At 76.3% G+C, this 18588-nt stretch carries 16 protein-coding genes; 5 read left to right on the top strand and 11 right to left on the bottom strand.

Translation table 11 applies throughout. The features are described from left to right. Nucleotides 1–62 precede the first annotated feature (62 nt). From OH807_RS34215 to OH807_RS34180, 8 genes are all read right to left on the bottom strand, one after another. On the bottom strand, nucleotides 63–941 hold the full coding sequence (locus tag OH807_RS34215) for a hypothetical protein (protein WP_406207095.1): 879 nt from the start codon (nucleotides 939–941) through the stop codon (nucleotides 63–65). Then, the gene (locus OH807_RS34210) at nucleotides 938–1945 is read right to left on the bottom strand and encodes a type II secretion system F family protein (protein WP_406207093.1); all 1008 of its coding nucleotides are present in this window, start codon (nucleotides 1943–1945) and stop codon (nucleotides 938–940) included. Before OH807_RS34210 ends, OH807_RS34215 begins: the two co-directional genes overlap by 4 nt. Then, nucleotides 1942–3573, bottom strand: coding sequence for a CpaF family protein (locus OH807_RS34205; RefSeq protein ID WP_406207091.1), 1632 nt, complete (start codon nucleotides 3571–3573; stop codon nucleotides 1942–1944). Before OH807_RS34205 ends, OH807_RS34210 begins: the two co-directional genes overlap by 4 nt. After that, entirely contained in the window at nucleotides 3563–4810 is a 1248-nt protein-coding gene (locus OH807_RS34200) for a hypothetical protein (RefSeq protein ID WP_406207089.1), read from the bottom strand. The genes OH807_RS34205 and OH807_RS34200 overlap by 11 nt, the downstream gene beginning before the upstream one ends. Nucleotide 4811: 1 nt before the next feature. Then, a complete protein-coding gene (locus OH807_RS34195; protein ID WP_406207086.1) occupies nucleotides 4812–5549 on the bottom strand; it encodes an SAF domain-containing protein in 738 nt (245 codons plus the stop codon). 108 nt (nucleotides 5550–5657) lie between these two features. Continuing rightward, nucleotides 5658–6590 (bottom strand): hypothetical protein, encoded by a 933-nt coding sequence (locus OH807_RS34190; protein ID WP_406207084.1) that lies wholly within the window; start codon nucleotides 6588–6590, stop codon nucleotides 5658–5660. Then, complete coding sequence (locus tag OH807_RS34185; protein WP_406207082.1) at nucleotides 6584–7027, bottom strand: hypothetical protein; 444 nt, start codon at nucleotides 7025–7027, stop codon at nucleotides 6584–6586. Before OH807_RS34185 ends, OH807_RS34190 begins: the two co-directional genes overlap by 7 nt. A 318-nt stretch (nucleotides 7028–7345) precedes the next feature. After that, nucleotides 7346–8215, bottom strand: a complete 870-nt coding sequence (locus OH807_RS34180) for a hypothetical protein (RefSeq protein ID WP_406207079.1) — start codon at nucleotides 8213–8215, stop codon at nucleotides 7346–7348. Nucleotides 8216–8454: 239 nt separating this feature from the next. Here OH807_RS34180 and OH807_RS34175 point away from each other — a divergent pair, with 239 nt between their 5' ends. The 3 genes from OH807_RS34175 to OH807_RS34165 all read left to right on the top strand — a co-directional run bounded on the left by OH807_RS34175 (nucleotide 8455) and on the right by OH807_RS34165 (nucleotide 11181). After that, nucleotides 8455–8886 (top strand): pyridoxamine 5'-phosphate oxidase family protein, encoded by a 432-nt coding sequence (locus OH807_RS34175; RefSeq protein WP_406207077.1) that lies wholly within the window; start codon nucleotides 8455–8457, stop codon nucleotides 8884–8886. 115 nt (nucleotides 8887–9001) lie between these two features. After that, nucleotides 9002–9454, top strand: coding sequence for a MaoC family dehydratase (locus tag OH807_RS34170; protein WP_406207075.1), 453 nt, complete (start codon nucleotides 9002–9004; stop codon nucleotides 9452–9454). A gap of 329 nt (nucleotides 9455–9783) precedes the next feature. Continuing rightward, nucleotides 9784–11181, top strand: a complete 1398-nt coding sequence (locus tag OH807_RS34165) for an MBL fold metallo-hydrolase (protein ID WP_406211339.1) — start codon at nucleotides 9784–9786, stop codon at nucleotides 11179–11181. 75 nt (nucleotides 11182–11256) lie between these two features. Here OH807_RS34165 and OH807_RS34160 read toward each other — a convergent pair whose 3' ends face one another. From OH807_RS34160 to OH807_RS34150, 3 genes are all read right to left on the bottom strand, one after another. After that, nucleotides 11257–12204, bottom strand: a complete 948-nt coding sequence (locus OH807_RS34160; RefSeq protein WP_406207073.1) for a DUF389 domain-containing protein — start codon at nucleotides 12202–12204, stop codon at nucleotides 11257–11259. 193 nt (nucleotides 12205–12397) lie between these two features. Next, entirely contained in the window at nucleotides 12398–15115 is a 2718-nt protein-coding gene (locus OH807_RS34155; RefSeq protein WP_406207071.1) for a DUF6493 family protein, read from the bottom strand. Beyond that, nucleotides 15112–16497: an SWIM zinc finger family protein gene (locus tag OH807_RS34150; protein ID WP_406207069.1), complete on the bottom strand. Its 1386-nt coding sequence runs from the start codon at nucleotides 16495–16497 to the stop codon at nucleotides 15112–15114. The genes OH807_RS34155 and OH807_RS34150 overlap by 4 nt, the downstream gene beginning before the upstream one ends. Before the next feature lie 136 nt (nucleotides 16498–16633). Between OH807_RS34150 and OH807_RS34145 the strand changes: the two genes are divergently transcribed. Together OH807_RS34145 and OH807_RS34140 are read left to right on the top strand one after the other, a co-directional pair. Continuing rightward, nucleotides 16634–17545 carry an acyl-CoA thioesterase gene (locus OH807_RS34145; RefSeq protein WP_406207067.1) on the top strand — a complete coding sequence of 304 codons (912 nt, stop codon included), beginning with the start codon at nucleotides 16634–16636 and terminating at the stop codon, nucleotides 17543–17545. A gap of 182 nt (nucleotides 17546–17727) precedes the next feature. After that, nucleotides 17728–18378: a TetR/AcrR family transcriptional regulator gene (locus tag OH807_RS34140; protein WP_406207065.1), complete on the top strand. Its 651-nt coding sequence runs from the start codon at nucleotides 17728–17730 to the stop codon at nucleotides 18376–18378. Nucleotides 18379–18588 lie beyond the last annotated feature (210 nt).

The raw sequence follows: 18588 nt of genomic DNA, 5'->3' as shown, positions 1-18588 counted from the left end.
CTCCCGGGGGTTGGGGTGTGGTGTCGGCTGCCCGTTCGCCAGGTCGGGTTCGGCATGACCTGCTAGGCGAGCATCTGGTGGAGCGCGGGGAAGACGATCAGAACGGTCATCAGCAGGGTCAGTGCGGCCCCGGGCGCGACCATCCGTTCACTGTCGGCGTTGGCCCGGGCGAGGTCCTCCGCGAGCAGTTCGCCGCGCAGGCCCTTGGCGCGGGCGCGCAGGGTGTCGTAGACGGCGGCGCCGTCGGTACCGGAGAGCCGCATGATGTCGGCGACGTCCTGCAGCGGGGTCAGCCCGAGTTCGACGGCCAGCGCGTCGAGGCCGGCCCAGGGCGGCAGGCGGTCGGTCGCGGCGCGCTCCAGGGCGTCCCGGATCCGGCGGAAGACGGTGCCGCGCCCGACGGCTGCGGCGCGCCGCAGCGCCTCGGCGGGGCCGAGGTCGGCGGCCCGCTCCAGCGCGACCAGCTCCAGGTAGGCCGCGATGCCGTGCAGGTACTCGGTGCGCGCCTCCTTGGCCTCGCCGCGGACGATGGCGTCCGGCACGAAGAAGAACAGACCCGCCAGCAGCGGTCCGACCAACAGCGGCAGCGCGAACGGCAGGCCCATGTCGAGCAGCACGGACATCGCCGCCAGGTAGGCCGGCAGGACGAGGCCGATCGCGGCGAACAGCAGCTTGTGCGCCATGAACCGGGCCGGGGTGCGGCCGATCAGCGACAGCTCGCGGTGCGGGATGCGCACGCCGCGCAGGCCGACGGAGCGCTCGCCGATCCGGTCGAACCAGCGCGGCCGTTCGTCCGGGTCGGGAGTCCGGTCGGCGGGCGCACGGTGCAGCCGGTCCAGGGCCTGGCCCAGGTCCGGCGGCGCGGGCCGGAGTTCGGAGATCAGCAGGGCGAGGCCGCCGGCCGCGGCCGCGCCGGCCAGCACGGACCAGGGGGAGATCATCGCGCCTCCCCGAACACGGCCTGCTCGCCGGCCGGGCCGTCGGCGTCGCCCCGGCCCTCGCCGCGGTCCGCCTCCGTGCCCCGGCCGGTGCCGCCGCGGCCGCCCGCCCGGCTGCGCCGGTCGGCCTCCAGCAGCCGGGGCACCGGCGGGTGCGAGGCCAGCGCGCGCATCCAGGCGATGATCGCCACGAACAGCGCGGAGACCACCCCGAGCACGACCTGCCCCAGCACCGAGCCGTAGGGCGCGGTGTAGTCGGTGTTGAACGAGCCGATCACCACGACCAGCACGATGATGCCGACCAGCCAGCGGATGGTGGTCCGGTGCTTCGCCCGGTCGGCCTCGATGGTGCGGCGCTGGCGGACCTCCTCGCGCACCGACTCGGCCATGTCGGAGAGCGCCCGGGCCAGACCGGGGCCGCTGTCCCCCGAACGCAGCAGCAACGCGGCCAGCACCTTGTCGGCGGTGGCGTCGGAGACGCTGTCGGCGAAGGCCCGCAGCGCCTCCTCCGGCCGCCAGCGGGCCTGGAGCCGGGCGGCCAGCTCGCCGACCTCCTCCTCGATGGCGGCGGGCGCGGTGCGGCGGCTGGTGACGATCGCCTGGTTGAGGCCGACCCCGAGCAGCAGCACGTCGGCGATCCGCTGGGTCCACTCGGAGAGCGCCTCCAGCCGTTCGATCCGGTGGGTGTCCGGACGGGTGGTGTCGAACAGCCAGGGCAGGCCGAAGACGCCCAGCGGCACCAGCAGTGCGGTCAGCGGGATGCCGGTGAAGAGCCAGCCGAGCGGCGCGCCGGCCAGGACCAGCGGCAGCTGGACGCGGCGCAGCCGCACCAGCCTGGCCGAGGCGGTGCCGGGGGTGCCGTACCAGAACGCGTGGACGCGGCCGGGCGGCCGGCCCCCGTCGGCGGCCGGATCCCCGCCGGTGTCCGCGCTGCCGCGGGCCCAGGCCACCAGACCGGCCAGGCCGAGCGCGACCAGCAGGCCGCAGAGGGTGAACAGCAGCATCATCGGGCACCACCGCCGATCCTCAGCTGGAGCGGCTCGGCCCAGCTGCCGTAGCGGGAGCCGAGCAGCGAGGCGTCGAAACCGGCCCGGCGCAGGTCGTCCAGGCAGTTCGGCGGGGTGTGCGGGACACCGCGCGGCTCGCCCAGTTCGGGGCGCGGGCCGAAGACGGTGTTGAGGGCGGGCCGGCCGCTCTCGCCGAGGCCGGTCACCTCCAGGACGTGCGAGACGAAGCGGTGGCGCCGGCCGCCGACCGCCGTCTCGTCGACCATCGAGACGTGCACGATGAGGTCGACGGCGTTGGCGGTGAGCCGGTAGGCGAGCGCGTCGGTCATGTGCGAGCCGTACTCCAGGCAGAGTTCGGCGATGCGGTCGACGACCATGTGCGGACCGCGGGCGTGCAGGGTGCACATCGAGCCGCCCTCGCCGTTGGTCATGACGCGCAGCATCGGGACGACCTCGCCGGAGCGGACCTCGCCGACGATGATCCGCGACAGCGTCATCCGGAGCGCCGCCGGGATCAGGTCACCGATCGTCAGCTCGCCGGCCATCCGGCCCTCGACCCGCTCGCCGTTGCCCTCCCGGGCCTCAATCGGGACGACCTGGCGCAGGTGGCCGAGGGTGTGCAGCCAGAGCTCGAACTCCGACTCCAGGGTGCCGATCCGCTCGTCCGGCGGGATCTCGGCGGCCATCGCGCGCAGCAGGCTGGTCTTGCCGACGCCCTGGGTGCCGGTGATCATCACGTTCTTCCGGGCCCGGATCGCGGCGGCCAGGAAGGCAGCCAGGGTGGCGTCCACGGTGCCGAGCCGGACCATCTCGGTCAGCGTCGCCGAGGCCACCCGGTGGCGGCGGATCGCCACGTACGGGCGCGGGGTCACCTCGGTGAGCGCCTGGAGGCGCATGCCGCCCTCCAGGCGCAGCGCGAGGGTGGGGCTGGCGGTGGAGAGGCTTCGCTCGCCGCCGCCGTGCTGGCGGGCGAGGTCCTGGAGCAGCTCGACGAGTTCGGCGTCGGTGTCGGCCACCGGCGGTACCTGGCGCAGGGGTTGGTGCACCCGGGAGACCCAGACGTCGTCGCAGCCGTTGATCAGGATGTTCTCGATCTCCGGGTCGTCCAGGTAGGGCTGGAGCCGTCCGGCCCGGAAGAGCAGGTCGAAGACGGCCTCGGCGAGGGCGCGGTCCTGGTCGCGGGTGGGCGGGATGCCGTGGGCCTGGGCGTAGGCGTCGGACCAGCGGGCGACGGCCTCCTCGATCAGCGCCCGGCCGCGCTGGCGGCGAGTGGCGCGGTCCGGTTCGGTGCCCGAGCCGGCCGTCAACCGGGTGATCTGCTGGTGGAGTTCGGCCGCGACCTGGCGCTTGAGCTCGCGTGCCACCTGCGGGTCGACGGCCGGCCGGGTGCCGGCGCCGCGCCGGTCGAGCGAGGGCAGCTGGGAGGGCACGGCGGTCGGGGTGGCGGCGCCGCCCTGGGCAGACTGGACGGGCTGGGCGGGCTGGGCCGCCGCGAACGGCTGCGTCGGCTGGGCGGGTTGGGCCGGCTGGGCCGGCGGGAACGGCTGTGCGGCCGCCGGCCGGGGCGCCGCCCAGGGCAGTGCGGCCGGATCGGTCGCCGGTGGCTGGTGCAAGGGGCTACCGCGCACGGAGCACCTCCCCGTGGTCGAGGTGCGGCTGCTGCGGGGCGCTCCCGTACGACGGCGGCGGCGCCGCCGTCCGGTACTGCTCGGGCTGGACACGGCCGTACTGCGCCGCACCCCCCTGGTCGTACGACGGTCCCTGATCGTACGTCAGACCCTGTTCGTACGACGGCTGCTGGTCGTACGAGGGCTGCCGGCCGTACTCCGGCGCGTACGCCGGTCCGGCCTGCGGCGGCTGGACGTGCGCCGGGAAGGGCGCGGGGGCGGCCGGCTGCGGCGCGAGCCCGGCCAGCGGCGCGACCGGTCCGGTGGTGATCACCGGCGGGACGGGCGGCACCTGGCCGTACGGCTGGGGCGGCTGCGGCGCGGGCGGGGCCGGCGGCCCGGTGAACGGCTCGGCGCCGGGCCCGGCCGGTCCCGCGGGCGCCGCGGTGAGCCGGGCGGGCCCGGCCGTGGGCGCCAGTCGCTGCCGGCGGCGGCGCACCAGCAGCTGCACCTCGTCCGCGGCCGAACGGGCGGTGCGCATCAGCTCCGAGCGGATGAACCGCCGGTCGGTGATGTCCCCGCCGTCCGACAACACCCGCGCGGTGCGCGGTGCGTGCGGCAGCAGCCCGAGCACCGGCAGCCCGAACTCGCGCGAGACCTCCGCTCCCGAGTACGGGCCCTCGGTGACGAGCAGCAGGCCCAGCGCGTCGGCGCCGGTGCCGGCCGCGGCGAGGTCCTCGGCGAGGACGGACAGTCGCGGCCGGACGGCGCTCAGCCCGCGCAGGGTGGTGCGCACGGTGACGGCGACCACGTCCGCCCGGCGGGCCAGCACGGCACTGGTGCCGCTCGCACCGGAGCGGCCGAGGTCCAGGATCACGTCGTAGCCCTGCGGCTCCAGCCCGTGCAGCACCTCCATCAGCGGCTCCCAGGTGTAGGCGAGCCCCGGCGCCTGGGTCGGGTCGGTGAGGCCGGGCAGCAGCAGCCGCTCGGCGTTGCCCTCGGGCGAGAGGTCGATCAGCTGCTCCCAGAGCGTCTGGGCGAGCAGCCCGCGGCGGTCCGCGACGGCCAGGTTGCGCAGGCCGTACACCGCCTCGACCCGGCCCTCCAGGGCCCCGGCCAGCACCGCGCCGCCGTCCGGGTCGCACTCGACCAGCAGCATCCGGCGCCCGGGCCCGAGCGGCCAGGCCAGCAGCAGCGCCAGCGCCGTCGTGGTGGCCCCCGGTGCCCCGGGGCCGCCGACCACCGCGATCACCGCCATCTCAGGCCCCACCCGCCCCGGGCGACGCGGTGGCCGCCGTGGACGCGGCCGCCGTACCGGCGCCGGAGGGGGCGGCCGTACCGGACGGCGCGGGCGTCCCGGCGGGCGTCCCGGCCGCGCCGCGCGGCGAGAGCACCACCTGGATCCGGCCGCCGGCCACCCAGGAGGCCAGCCGGGCGGCGTCCGCGGCCGGCACCGACACGTCCACGACCTGGCTGCCGTCGGTGTCCGTGCGGCCGACCGTGACGACGACCGCGCCGAGCGAGTCGGGCCGGCCGTTGTCGGGGGTGTAGACCACCAGGATCGGCATCCCCGGCTGCAGTCTGGCGGCCGGCAGCTGGGACCGCCTGGCCGCGACACCCACGATCAACTGGCCCGGCTTCACGCTGAGTTCCTGCGCGACGTCGGCCTTCAGCAGCAGCGCGCCGCGCCGCAGGTCGGTGGTGGCCCGCAGCCCGACCGCGCTCGGCCGGTCCACGGCCGCCACCGGCTTGAGCACCGGGTCGGTCGCGATCCGCGCCACCACCAGGTCGGCGTCGGTCAGCACCTGCCCGTACGGCACGTCGCGGGCCAGCGCCAGGACGGCGACCCGCTGCCCGGTGCTGTTGTAGAGCACCGCGCCGCCCAGCCCGCCGGCGGCTATCAGGGCCACCGCCATCGCCAGCACAGCCGGCCGCCGCCGCCGTGCCCGGAGCGTCCGCCCCGGGGCGTGCGGCGTCGCCGGTCCCTGCTCAGGCACCACCACGAACACCCCCGGTGTCGCTGTCTGTACGGTTCTCCACCGGGTTCCGGCCTCTCCCACGTCGTTCGGACACGTTGTGGCGCTGCCGCGCCGCTTTCCCGCCGGTCAGTTGAGGACCTGCACCTCGGCCACCTTCACCGTGACGTCCCCGAACGTGGGCACGTCGATCGGGGCGATCTTCTTCGGGCTGCCGGTGACGGTCACGTCGCCGACCCAGTTGGCCCTGACCGTCCCGGCGAAGACGCCCTTGGCCTTGACGGCCGAGCCGGTGGTGAACTCGTGGCCGCAGGTGGGCGACTTGGCCGCCCCGTACTTCTCCTCGTACGGCGTCCCGGCGGCGTTGGGCCCCGAGCAGGTCTCGGTCCGCCCGTCGCCGAGGTCCCACTCCACCGAGGCCAGCCGCGGGGTCACCCGCACCGTGATCCCGCCCGCCGAGGCCTCCCCCGGGGCCGGCACCGCGAACTGGTCCAGCCAGAGCCAGACCGGGACGCCCACGACGGCGGTGCCGGACGGTGCCAGCCGCGGCTTCGGTACCGGGAAGGTGATCTTCGCCCGGGCGTCCTGGGCGAGCTTGGCCGGGTCCGGCGGCGGCGCGGCGGGCGCCTGGGCGAAGAACTTGGGTTCCGGGGCCCCCTGCGTGCCGTCGGGGTAGCGGCAGGTCTCGTCGTAGACCGAACCCTCGGAGGGCTGGTGCCCCTGCCAGGCCGCCGCGCCGACCGCGGGCTGCGGCTCGGTCCGCGTGTAGTAGCAGCCGGTGGCGCTGCTGAACCAGCCCAGCACCGGGTCGTGGCAGGGCCAGTCCTGGCCGTTCCACGAGCAGATCTGGGCCGTGCCGCCGCCCCCGCCGCCCGAACCGCCGCCGCCGCCGGGGGTCGGTGTGCTTCCGGGGCCGTGGCCGTCGGCACAGATCGCGTTCACCTCGCACCGGGTGGCCCCGCCGTCGGGCGTCGGGTCCGCCGCCGCGGGCGTCGCGGGGAATAACAGCATTCCGGCGACGAGCAGCCCGTGACCGGTGATTCGCCGTACCGGTTTCAGCATGTTCGGTCCACCTCCCGCTTGAACTCCTGGATCAGCCATCGTGTCTGGAACTTCCGCGCGGAAACGGTCGCGACGTACCGGGTCAGCCGTTGCGGTGGATCCTTTACCGCGTGCGTGGTGGCGTCGGCCTGGTGCCAGCCCGTCACATCGAGGCAGTCCTCGATCACCGCGGTCTGCGGATCCGCCCCGAGGTCGACACTCCTGACCACCGGGGAATTCCGCGGACTGCCGATCATCACCAGCTTGGCCGCGTGGAGTTGACCGAGATTGACGAGGGCGTCGCGCAGTGCCGTTCCGGTCGCGTACGTCTCCAGTGCGGAGCCGTCGGAATCCGGCTGCCCGTAGGCCTCCGCCTGCGCCTGCCACCAGTCCTGATACGTCTTCAGCAGCGCCCGCCCCTGCGCGCCCTCGGGCCCGTCGGTCGGCGCGATCTGCACGTTTGCGGAACCACCCGAAGGAGTTACCGGATCCACTCCCGCACCAGTGGTCGCACCCGTGCCCAGACGATCGACGGAACCACCGTCACCACCGGCCGCACAAGAGATCGGCAGCATCGCCAAAATCAGCCCGGCGACCCCAACCGCCCCAGGGCGCAACACATTTCCGCGCCGCCGCATAGCCCCACCTCGTCGCGACCGACCCCGTCCGTGGCCCGTGGTCGCCAGAAGAATTCCGCTGTCCCGCCGGTGTTGCTGCGAGGGCATCGATTCTTCGCCAACCCGCCCCTTCACGGCAACACCCCGGGCCCCCTGACCTTACGCGGACGGCGGATCGGTCGGGGCACTTTCCCGCCACAGAACGGCCAACAGTTCTTCGGAAAGCGACAATCCGGCCAATGCACCCCGAACCGCGGCCCGATTGCGCATCAACAGGCGCCCGCCCTGCGGCGGTACGAGCAGGCGTGCGCCGGGAGCACCGCCGCCCGCCGCGGCACTCTCCGGGTCGCCGGCCTCCAGCAGGGCGGCGACGGCGGGCTGGAGGTCGAGCGGGGCGACGGCCGCGGGCGCCCCGGGGACGCCCTCCCGGAGCACGGTGGTCAGGGTGCGGCTGAACGATCCCTCACCACCGGGCAGGACGGCGTCCCGCCCGCGTCTGCCCGCGGTGTAGCGGCCCACCCGGCCCCAGAGCGGGACCCTCGGGTAGCTGAGCAGTTCGCCGGCGCCGTCCTCGCCACCGCCGCGTTCGAGCGCGGCCCAGGTGTCCCGGTCGGCGACGGCGTCGACCAGCAGCAGCGCCTCCTCCTGGTCACCGTGGACCATCGCGCTGACCACCCAGTCCCAGGCCAGGCCGCGCCGGTAGGCGTTGTCCGCGGTGGAGCCGCCGGTGACCAGCGCCAGCCGCCGCCCGCGCGGATCGGCGACCAGCTGGCCCACCAGGCAGACCACCAGCCAGCGGCCCGGCCGGGCGGCCGCCTCGCGCACCGCGGTGAGCATCGTGTTGGCGTCCGCGCCCGGATCCACCACCGCGACCCGGCAGCCCGCCGAGCCGGCGTCGAAGCACATCCCGGGCAGCACGTCGGCGAGCAGCCGGGCGCCGGCCGCGGCCTGCACCGACCCCCCGAAGCCGCGGTCCGGCCCGCCGTCCGCCCCGATCACCACCAGATCGACCCCACTGACCACCCGCACCGCCCCCTTCTCGCCGGCCCCGCCGTACCCGGGGACCGCCCACCGCACCACCGCGTGCTCCGGCCGGCCGCGCGCCCCGGACCTCCGGGTGCGCCCGCACCGACCGTGCCACCGGCACGTACCGCACCGCCGCCGGACAAGCTACCGCCCCGGGGCCCCACGGGCGGGGCTCCCGGCCCGGTCGCTCCAGGACCATGGGCCCTATCGGTGCCCGCGCGGGCAGGAGGACGATCGGAGCCATGGACCGTGACGACCGTGTGGAGCCCCTGAGCGAGGCCGAGTGCCTGCGGCTGCTCAGCACCGTGCCCGTCGGGCGCGTGGTGTACACCGAGCACGCGCTGCCGGCCGTCCTGCCGGTCTCCTTCGAGGTCGCTCCGGACGGGCGCCTGCTGCTCGCCGTGCGCCGGGACAGCACCGCCGCGCGCGGGTTGGACGGCACCGTCGTCGCCTTCCAGGCCGACCGGCTGGACCCGGCCACCCGGACCGGCTGGAGCGTGCTGGTGCACGGCCGGGCGGACGTGGTGCGCGAACCGGAGCCGGCCGGGCCGACGCTGCACGCCGGGCTGCGGGCGTGGGCCGGCGATCCGGACCCGCTGTTCGTCGCCCTGGTGCCGGAGCTGGTCAGCGGCCGGCACCTCCGGCCCGCCGGCCACGCCGTGCAGCGGTCCTGACCCGGCGCGGGAGCGCGGGGCCGGCGGGCGGGCGACGACCGGCTCCTGACAGGTGACTCGCGAGTAGGCATACTCTGCCGGAGTCCGCACCCCCACCTGTCACCAGGAGCGCACCATGACGACCTTCGCCTCCCTCGCCGACCTCACCGCGGCCGTCGGTACCGAGCTGGGCACCAGCCGGTGGCACACCGTCGGACAGGAGCGGATCGACCTGTTCGCCGAGGCCACCGGGGACCACCAGTGGATCCACGTCGACCCCGAGCGGGCGAAGGAGAGCCAGTTCGGCTCGACGATCGCGCACGGCTACCTCACGCTGTCGATGATCCCCGTGCTGGCCAAGGAGTGCTACGGCGTCGAGGGGGTGCGGATGGCGCTCAACTACGGCTCGGAGAAGGTCCGCTTCCCCGCGCCGGTACCGGTCGGCACGGCGATCCGGGCCACCGCCGAACTGCTCTCCGCCACCGAGGTGCAGGGCGGCGTCCAGGTCGTCGTCCGGTTCACCATCACCAGCACGGCGAGCACCAAGCCGCACTGCGTCGCGGAGACGATCACCCGCTTCTACGCGTAGCCCGCCCCGGACGCCCCGCACCTCTGACGCCCGCACCCCTGACGCCCCGCACCCCTGACGCCCGCTCGCGGACGCCCGGGCCCGCCGGGCCGCCCCGTGTACGCCGAACGGCACGCGCGAGGCCGCCCACCGGGTCCGGACGGGCCACTGCGAGTAACCTCCGACAAGATGGTTGTCGTACCGAATCGGCCCTGCCGCCGTGGGTGCGCGCCCCGGCATGCCCGGTAGCCGTAGCCGTCCTTGGAGGTACCGTGCCACGCCCCGTCCCCTGGTACTCCCGCGTCGCCGGCCTGACCTCGCAGTTGGCCGGCCCGCCGACGCTCGGCGGGCTGCCGAACCTCGCCGGGCTGCCCCGCGCAGCCTGGCACCGGATCCGGACGGACGCCTTCGGCGCCGACCCCAAGGGCGAACGGCTGGCCCGGATCCACCGCTCGCCGCAGTTCGCCGACGGCGCCTTCCGCAACCCGCTGCCCACCCGCCGGATCGTCTACGAGCGCAGCCCGCTCGAAGTCACCCGGGCACAGCTGGCCGCCGACAAGACCCGCCGGGTGCCCGCGGCCGCCGTACCGCTGCACCGGCTGCTCCCCGTCGAGCTGGCCGCCCCGCCCGCCTCCGGCCTGCGGCTGACCTGGCTCGGCCACGCCACCGTGCTCGCCGAGCTCGACGGCCGCCGGGTGCTCTTCGACCCGGTCTGGGGCGAGCGCTGCTCACCGTTCGGCTGGACCGGCCCCAAGCGGCTGCACCCCGTCCCGCTCCCGCTCGCCGAACTCGGGCCGGTCGACGTGGTGGTGGTCTCCCACGACCACTACGACCACCTCGACATGGCCACCGTGCGCGCCCTCATCGGCACCGGAGCGGTCTTCGCCGTGCCCCTGGGCGTCGGCGCGCACCTGGAGCACTGGGGTGTCCCCGTCGACCGCATCGTCGAGCTCGACTGGTGGGAGTCGGCCGAGGTCGCCGGGCTCACCCTGACCGCCACGCCGGCCCGCCACTACTGCAGCCGCGGCCCGCGCACCAGCGCGCTCTTCCTCTGGGCGTCCTGGGTGGTGTCGGGCAGCGCGCACCGGCTCTTCCACAGCGGGGACACCGGCTACTTCCCCGGTTTCGCCGAGATCGGCCGCCGGCTCGGCCCGTTCGACGCGACGATGATGCAGGTCGGCGCGTACAGCGACTTCTGGCCCGAGGTCCACATGACGCCCGAGGAGGGCGTCCGGGCCCATCTCGACCTGGGCGGCGAGCTGCTGCTGCCGATCCACTGGTGCACGTTCAACCTGGCCCCGCACCCGTGGGAGGAGCCCGCCGAGCGGGTCGTCGCCGCGGCCCAGGCGCTCGGGGCGCGGCTCGCCGTGCCCCGGCCGGGCAAGCCGTTCGAACCGGTCGACCCGCCCGCGCTGCGGCTCTGGTGGCGGGCGGTCGCCGCGCTGCCGCAGGCCGACGAGGAGCTGATCGTCACGGGCGCGCTCACCCCGGGCGGGCTCGCTCCGGGGACCGGCCCGGTGACCGTCGCCGGGAGCGCTGCCACGGGTGGTCCCGCGACCGGCAGCCCGGCCCCGGCATCGGCATCGGCAGCGGCCCCGACGCCCGGCAGCGCCCCGGTCGGCGCCGCCACGACGATGGGCGGCTCGACCGCCGGCGCAGCCGCAGCAGCAGCCGGCGGCACAACGGCGAACAGCGGCCCGACGGCCCGACGGAAGGCGGCGGCCGAGGACGACGGGGTCACCGTCTGAACCACCCGGCCGGCCGGCGCCACCGGGGCGCGAGCCCGCGACTTCCGGGCCCGGCCCCGTCCGCCGCCCCGTCACTCACCCCGCCGTCCGCTCCCGGGCCCGGCGGCGGATCAGCCGCCAGGCGCCCTGCTGCACCAGCAGCGTCAGCACTCCGGCCACCACGATGCCCAGCATGTTGAGCAGCAGCTGGGCGCTCGAACCCCAGAACTGCCGGAAGTCCCCGTAGCCGAGCGCGACCGCGGCGTTGGCGGCGGCCGGGACGGTGGTCACCGAGATCGCGACGCCCACCAGCATCCCGGCCTTGGACGAGGTGAGCGAGAGCAGCCCGGCGATCCCGGCCAGGAAGGCCACCACGAACGACGTCGCGTCCGGCTGCCAGATGAACGAGGTGTTCGGCCGGGCCCCGTCGAACAGCCCCCGGTCGAAGAGCCCCAGAGCGTCCATCAGCAGCGAGAAGCCGACGGTCAGCGCGATTGCCACGGCGAACCCCGCCACCAGCGCGTTCAACGAGCGCAGTGCCGGCCTCGCCCGCCGCTGGACCACGGCGACGCAGAGCCCGGCCAGCGGCCCGAACTCCGGACCGACCGCCATCGCACCGACCACCAGGACGGCGCTGTCGAGCACCGCACCGCAGGCGGCCAGCATCGTGGCGACGGTGAGGAAGGCCAGGTAGACGCCGGTGAGGGTGGACTCCTCGTGGGTGATCTCGGAGACCGCCTCCCAGACCAGCGCGTCGGCGCCCTCCCCGGGTGCGAGCCGCTCGGCCTCGTCCGCGGCGGCCGACATCGTCAGCTCGATCGCCTCCACGTCGATCGCCCCGCGCTCCGTGACTCCGGTCTCCCGCAGCGCCGCGAGGACTTCGTCCGCCGACTCGCGCGCCACGTCGCAGAGCACCACGTCCCCGGCGGGGCGGACGGCCGCGTCGGGCAGCAGCACGATGTGCGTCACCCCGACGGAGTCGTCCAGGCAGGTCAGCACGGAGTCGCGCAGGTCGGTCGGCACGATGAGACGCAGGTGCAGCACGGAAACTCCGGGCGATCGGGCGGGCCGGCCGGCGGGCGGGCAGGCGGAGGGACGGTGCGCCCACCCTAGAACCCGGCACCGCCGGGCTGGGCCCCCACCCCGACGCCGCAGCGACGCCGACCCGCGCACCCGCGCGTCCACCGGACGCGCGGGTGCGGCGGCAGCAGCGACGGCGATCAGGCGACCACGACGGTCAGCCGGCCAGCAGGTCGCGCAGCGCGCGGGCCTCCTTGACCAGCCGGCTCGCCCCCGGCCGCCCCGCCGCCGCGTCCACCTCGGGGACCGGCCCGCGAGCCCCGCAGCGGCGGGCCGCATCGACGGCGACGGCGAGCACGTCACCGGCGCCCCGGACGGGCTCGCCCGCGAGGAGGGCCGGGAGTGCGGGGGCCAGCACCGACCAGACGGTGGCGCAGGCGCCGGTGCCGGCGGCGGTGGCCACGGCCTGGCCGAGCCGGTTCGGCTTCACCGTGCCCCGGGTGACGAGATCGCCGAGCTCCCGCCCGAGCAGCGCGGCGTCCAGCTCACCGCGGGCGGCGAGGACCAGCAGCGCGTCCACCGCGGCCGTGCGGTCCTCCGGGTACCGCGCGCCCAGGCCGTAGGCGAGCGCGAGGTGGAGGGCGGGGCCGGCCGGGCCGCCCGTCTCGGCGAGCACGGGCAGCAGCTCCGCCGCGCCGCGCCGCTCCCGGTCGGCGGAGTCGGCGAACCAGTCCAGCCAGCGGGCGGCCTGCTCCTCCCGGTGGTGCGGGAGCATCGCCGCCCAGTGCGCGGTGGGCTGCCAGAGCCACTCGTTCTGCTTCCGGGCCCGGGCGACGCTGGGCTCGGTCCGGTCGAGCAGGGCGCGGAACTCCTCGCCCAGCCGGCCGAGGGACGGGCCGTGCGGGCCGGTGCCGAGGCCGGGCTGGGCCACGAGCACCCGGTCCAGCTCCTCCCACCAGCGTTCCCAGGAGCCGTGACCCTGAAGGCGCCCGCCGCGCGGACTCCGGCCGGGGGCGAAGACCACCCGCTCCGACGGCTGGTGCGGCAGCCCGCCCTCGGCCAGCCAGTGCGCCAGCCAACGCCCCTCCGGCGAGACCAGGCACGCGGCGGCGGCGAGCACGGCGGTGTCGGTGGTGGGGGTGACCCTCAGCAGGGCCGCGTGCAGGTCCGCCGCACCGGGGCCGACACCCGCCGCCTCGTACCCGGCCAGCCGCTCGACCAGGACGGCGGCCTCCAGAGCCCCGGTGGCGTCGGTGGGCGTGGCGAGCAGGAACGGCGGCGGGGCCGCGTGCACCTGCCAGGCCGCCTCCTCCAGACGGGCGGCGAGCACGTTCCCGTACGGCGTGTTCTCCTCCCGGTGCAGGGGCGACCGGCCCTTGCCGCGCAGGCGGTCCCAGAGGCCGCGGGTCGAGACCTGGCCCGCGACGGCCGTCGCCACGTACAGCACGTCGCCCGGTCCGCAGTCCTGCCAGCGGTGGCCGCCGTGCCACTGGTGGACCCGCAGCACCGGCGCGAGCGCCTCGGCGAGCGCGGCGCGGTCGCGGTACGCGTGGCGGACGAGGCCGTCCAGGGTGCGTTCGAAGTCGGCCACGCCGGGCTGCCCGGCCGCCAGCAGCGCGGACAGTTCCTCGGCCACCTCGGCCGGCGAGGCGATCGGCTCGCCCAGCGGCTGCGGCACCGGGGCCGGCGGGAGCAGCTCGCACCACTCCTCCGCGGGCCCCGCGCCGCCGACCGGCGCGCCCAGCAGTTGCCCGGCGCGCGCGTGGTGGGCCGGGTTCAGCCCCTCGGCGGCGAGCCGAAGCCCGGGCAGCACGGCCTCGCCGGCCGCCGCGAGGTGACGGGCCACCACGTTGAGCGCCCGTTCCTGGAGGGCGGTGTCGGGGTGCCCGAAGGCCTCGGCCGCCGCCAGCACCACGGGGCCGGCGTGTTCCCGGGAGCGGCGGGCCGCCTTGTCCAGCCAGCTGAGCTGGGCGCGGACGAGCTTCTTCTCGGCCCGGAACAGCACCACCGACGAGGCCTCGGCCAGTACGTCCGGCCCGACGAGCCCGGCCGCGTCCAGCGCGGCCAGGGTCTGCTGGGCGTGGGCGGCCACCACGGCGAGCCCGTCCAGCAGGGCGACGAGGCTGCGCAGCCGGGCGGCGTACTCCTCCGGCGTGGGCGCGAGGGCGGCCAGGACGGCGAGGAAACCGCGCTGGTCGGCGGGCTTGCCGCCGCGCACCAGCCGGGCGAGGCAGCGGTCGAGAAGGTCGGCCCGGTCCAGCTCACCGCCGGCCGCCAGCGCGGCGACGGCGTCCGGCCAGTGGTCCCCGGGGCGGTCGGTGAACCGGAATTCGAGCCGCCAGCCGATGTCCGCGAGCTCGAACACCCGGGGCACCAGGACCGGCGTGAAGCTGTCCGCGCGCATCCGCTCCAGCAGGGTCAGGCCCCGGCCGCGCCGGCCGTCGCCCGCCGCGAGCCGCTCCAGCCACTCGGCGGCGAAGACGTCCGTCGCGGGCACCGGGCAGCCCGTCCGCCGGACGATCTCCTCGATCAGCGGGTAGAGGTCCCAGCTCCAGCCCGAGCCGCGCCGGGCCGCGAGCCGGCCGGCCACCTCGGTCTGCCACTCGTCCGGCTGGGCCCGGACGACCTGGGCGAGTGCGGGGTGGCGGGCCCAGCTGCGCCCGGCGAAGTCCCGCCCGGCGATCCAGGTGGCGGCGCCGGCCGGGCCGGCGTGGCAGCCGGCCCCGGCGACGAGCAGCGCGCCCAGCCGCTGGTTGGCCTCCGTCGACCAGTCGCCTCGGCTCTCCTTGCGCAGCTCCTTGAGCACGGGCAGGCAGGCCCGCCGCTCGGCCGGGCCGAGCGCGGCGACCAGGGCCGGCAGCTGCGGTGTGCGGGCCTCCCGGACGGCCGTGAGCAGGCGCTCGACGCCGCCCGACGGCTCGACGGCGGCGCTCATCGGGCCGCCTCCACCCGGTGCGCGGCGCCCTCGCGGACCATGCCGACCGCCAGCGCGTGCTTGCACGGCCCGCGCCCGCCCCGGTACTTGGCCCACCAGAGGCAGGTGCAGCTCAGCACCCCCGCCGCGTCCGCCCGGACCCGCTGGACGTGCTCGTCGACGGTCACCGTGGCGAGCCCGCCCGGCTCCAGCCGGACGGCGCCGGCCGCGACCAGCGCCCGGGCGGCCCGCAGCCGGGGGTTGTGGGCCTCGGCCCGGCCCGCGTCGTAGGGCAACTGGCGGTGGAAGTACGCGGCCTCGGCGGTGTCGTAGCCGATCTGCCCGGCCGTCCCGAGCCGGGTGAGCGCCGCCCGGACCCGCGCCGGGGTGAGCCCGGCCTGCCCGGCCAGCTCGGCGATCTCGATCCGCGGCTCCCAGGCCAGCAGGACGGCGACCAGCTCGGCGTCCTCCCCGGCGGTGCCGGTGGCCAGCGCACCGAGCACGCCGCCCTCGCCGGAGAAGCCGCGGGAGGCGTCCGGGGAGAGGGTGAGGGTGAGCCGCATGCCGGGCAGCACCACCTCCCAGGCCGAGGCCGCCGGGCCGTCGCCGGCCACCGGGCCGTAGATGCGCAGGGCCAGCGCGTGCCGCAGCACCCGCTGCAGGGCGGCCAGCCGCTCCGGGCCGGGCAGGCAGACCGCGCCGGGCACCGGGCGGGTGGTCGGGCGCAGTGTCCGCCCGGCGGGCACGACCCACTGGGTCGTCCGGGTGCCGGAGCGGCCGCCGCCGCGCGGCAGCGAGCGCAGGAAGCGGACGGCCTCGGCGGCGGGCAGCTCGGCCCGCAGGTCGAAGCCGGCCGCCGTCACCTGGGTCTCGGCGAAGCCGCGCAGCCAGCGCTCGGGCAGCGGCACCTTCTTCTCCACGACCGGCCCGTCGAAGGTGGTGACCTCCAGGGCGTCCGGCCCGACGGCGAGGTGCAGCGGCTCGGCGGGGCCGATCCGGGTGAGCGCCTCGCGCAGCGGGTTGTTGACGTCGACGTTGGTGGTGCCGTGGCCGATGTCGTCGCCGTCCAGCCCGGCCCGGAGCACGTCGAGGCGGGCATAGACGCCGCAGCAGCCGGAGAACGACTCGAACCGGAGCCGGTCGCCGTTGGCGGTGACCACCGGGTCGAGCGAGGCGCGCAGCTGCGGCTGGTAGTAGCGGGCGGCGGCGACGTCCGCGACGGCGAGCAGGGCGGCGGCGGCCGGCGCCGGATCGGCCAGGAAACCCGCGAAGAAGCGCGGGTTGGCGACCGCCCCCAGCGGGGTGGCACCGCCGGAGGTCTCCAGGGCGAGGCGCGGTCCGGCGGCGTCGTCGTGGACGGCGGAGGGGCGCAGATAGGCGTACGCGTGTGCGGCTTGCGACATGCCGAGGACGCTAGGCGCGGGCACTGACACTCCGTCGGCCCCGGCACCGTACTGGAACAGGTTCTAGCCGCGTTCGGACCCGAAGGGGTTACCCAGGTCACACCGGTGCACGGTCGACTTCTGCCACTATGGGCTCGTGACCGACGTGACCCAACAGGAGAGACGGGCCCCCGACAGTGCGGGCCCGTTCGCCGAGCTGCTGCGGATCGAGCGGCTGGACGAGAACACGTTCCGGGGCCGGTGCCACGCCGGCGCCCCGATGCGCGCCTTCGGCGGCCAGGTCGCCGCGCAGGCGCTGACGGCCGCCGGGCACACCATCGGCCCGGACCGCGAGGTGCACTCGCTGCACAGCTACTTCCTGCTCCCCGGCGACCCGACCCGCCCGATCCGCTACGAGGTCGACCGGGTCCGCCAGGGCATGTCGTACGCCACCCGCCGGGTGACGGCGGTTCAGGGCGGAGAGGCGATCTTCACGCTCTCCGCCTCCTTCAAGCGCCCCGAGCCGGCCGCCGACCGGCACCGGGAGATGCCGCCGCTGCCCGGCCCCGAGGAGCTGCCGGACGCGCTCTCGCTCTGGGACGAGGAGGCGCGCGCCGAGCTGGCCCGCACCGGCGGCTTCGGTTCGCTGGACCTGCGGTTCGTGCCGGCGGACGCGCCCGGCGTGCCGGCGGCCGTCCCGGGCATGCCGCAGCAGTTCGTCTGGTTGCGCACCACCGCGCCGCTGCCCGACGACGACCGGCTGCTGCACGTCTGCGCGCTCACCTACCTGTCGGACCTCACGCTGGCCTCGACGGCGGGGCTGCACATCCAGCCGAACTTCTTCCAGCGGACCGGGCCGTCGCAGCTGATCACGGCCTCGCTGGACCACGCGATGTGGTTCCACCGCCCGTTCCGGGCCGACGAGTGGCTGCTGTTCGCCCAGCGCAGCCCGTCCTCCTCGGACGGCCGGGGGCTGTCGCTCGGCGAGTTCTACGACCGCGGCGGGCGGCTGGTGGCCTCCGCCGTCCAGGAGGCCCTGCTCCGGGAGCGCCCCGTCCGGCCCCGGTGACCGGCGCCGGGTCCCTGTACCCCGGCGCCGTGCCGCCGCCCCGCCCCGCCGCCGCCCCGCCGTCCGCGTCCCTCCGGTGCCGCCCGGCGCCGGGGGCCGGTGGCCCGGTGGCCGACGGGCGAACGAGGGGCGGCCGGTCGGTGTCATACTCCTGAGCGGCCCTGAGCCGTATCATGGTGCGGGTGACCAAGGTTGACCTGTCACCACGGCCGGTTGAGGCGATGTCTCCGCGTCAGCTCGAACGCCGCGAATCACTGATCGCGGCCGCGCTCGCCCTGGTGAACGAGATCGGCGTCGAGCGGCTGCAGATGAAACAGGTCTGCGAGCAGTCCGGAGTCGCCCTGGGGACGGCGTACCGCTACTTCTCCTCCAAGGACCACCTGTTGGCGGCCGCCATCGCGGAGTGGCACCGGCTGCTGCTCGCCGACCTGGTGGCGGAGCTGCGCGGACCGCGCGCCGGGCTCGGCGCGACGGACCGGGCGGTGCGCTTCGTCCGCGGCGGCATGCGCGCCTACCAGCGCCAGCCCGGGCTGGCCCGGCTCCGGGTGGCCGTCGCCGCCTCCACCGACCCCTTCGCCAGCGAGGCGCTGCAGGGCATGGCCCGCGCCGACAGCACGGCGCTCCAGGTGGTGATGGTCGAAGTGCCGGCCGCCGCCAGCGACCTGGTGCGCCACATCGTCGGCCATGCCTGGCAGGGCGAACTGACGGCCTGGGTGACCGGCCGGACGACACTCGGCGACGCCCGGCGGCGGCTGGAGGACGTGGTGCGGCTGGTGCTCGCCCCGTACGAGACGCCCGAGCCGGCCCCGTACGAAATCCGGCCGACCCGCTAGCCCCCGGGCAGCGCGGCCCCCGGCCCGGTACCGGCCCGGTACCGCCGACCGCACGGTGCGCTGCGGCGCGGCGCGCGCCGCAGAGCCGGCCCGGGCGCGCGCCCCTGCCCTGCGCTGCCACCACCACGTGCCGCCGTCGCGCCGTGCCCGCCACCGGGTTGCCCGCCACCGGCGTGCCCTCCCCCGCCCCCGCGGGCGAACTGGACATAG

Source organism: Kitasatospora sp. NBC_01560 (genome assembly GCF_045208415.1).
GTDB lineage: Bacteria > Actinomycetota > Actinomycetes > Streptomycetales > Streptomycetaceae > Kitasatospora.
The sequence above is the reverse complement of the archived record's forward strand: the minus strand, read 5'-3'. Positions and strand labels throughout refer to the sequence as shown.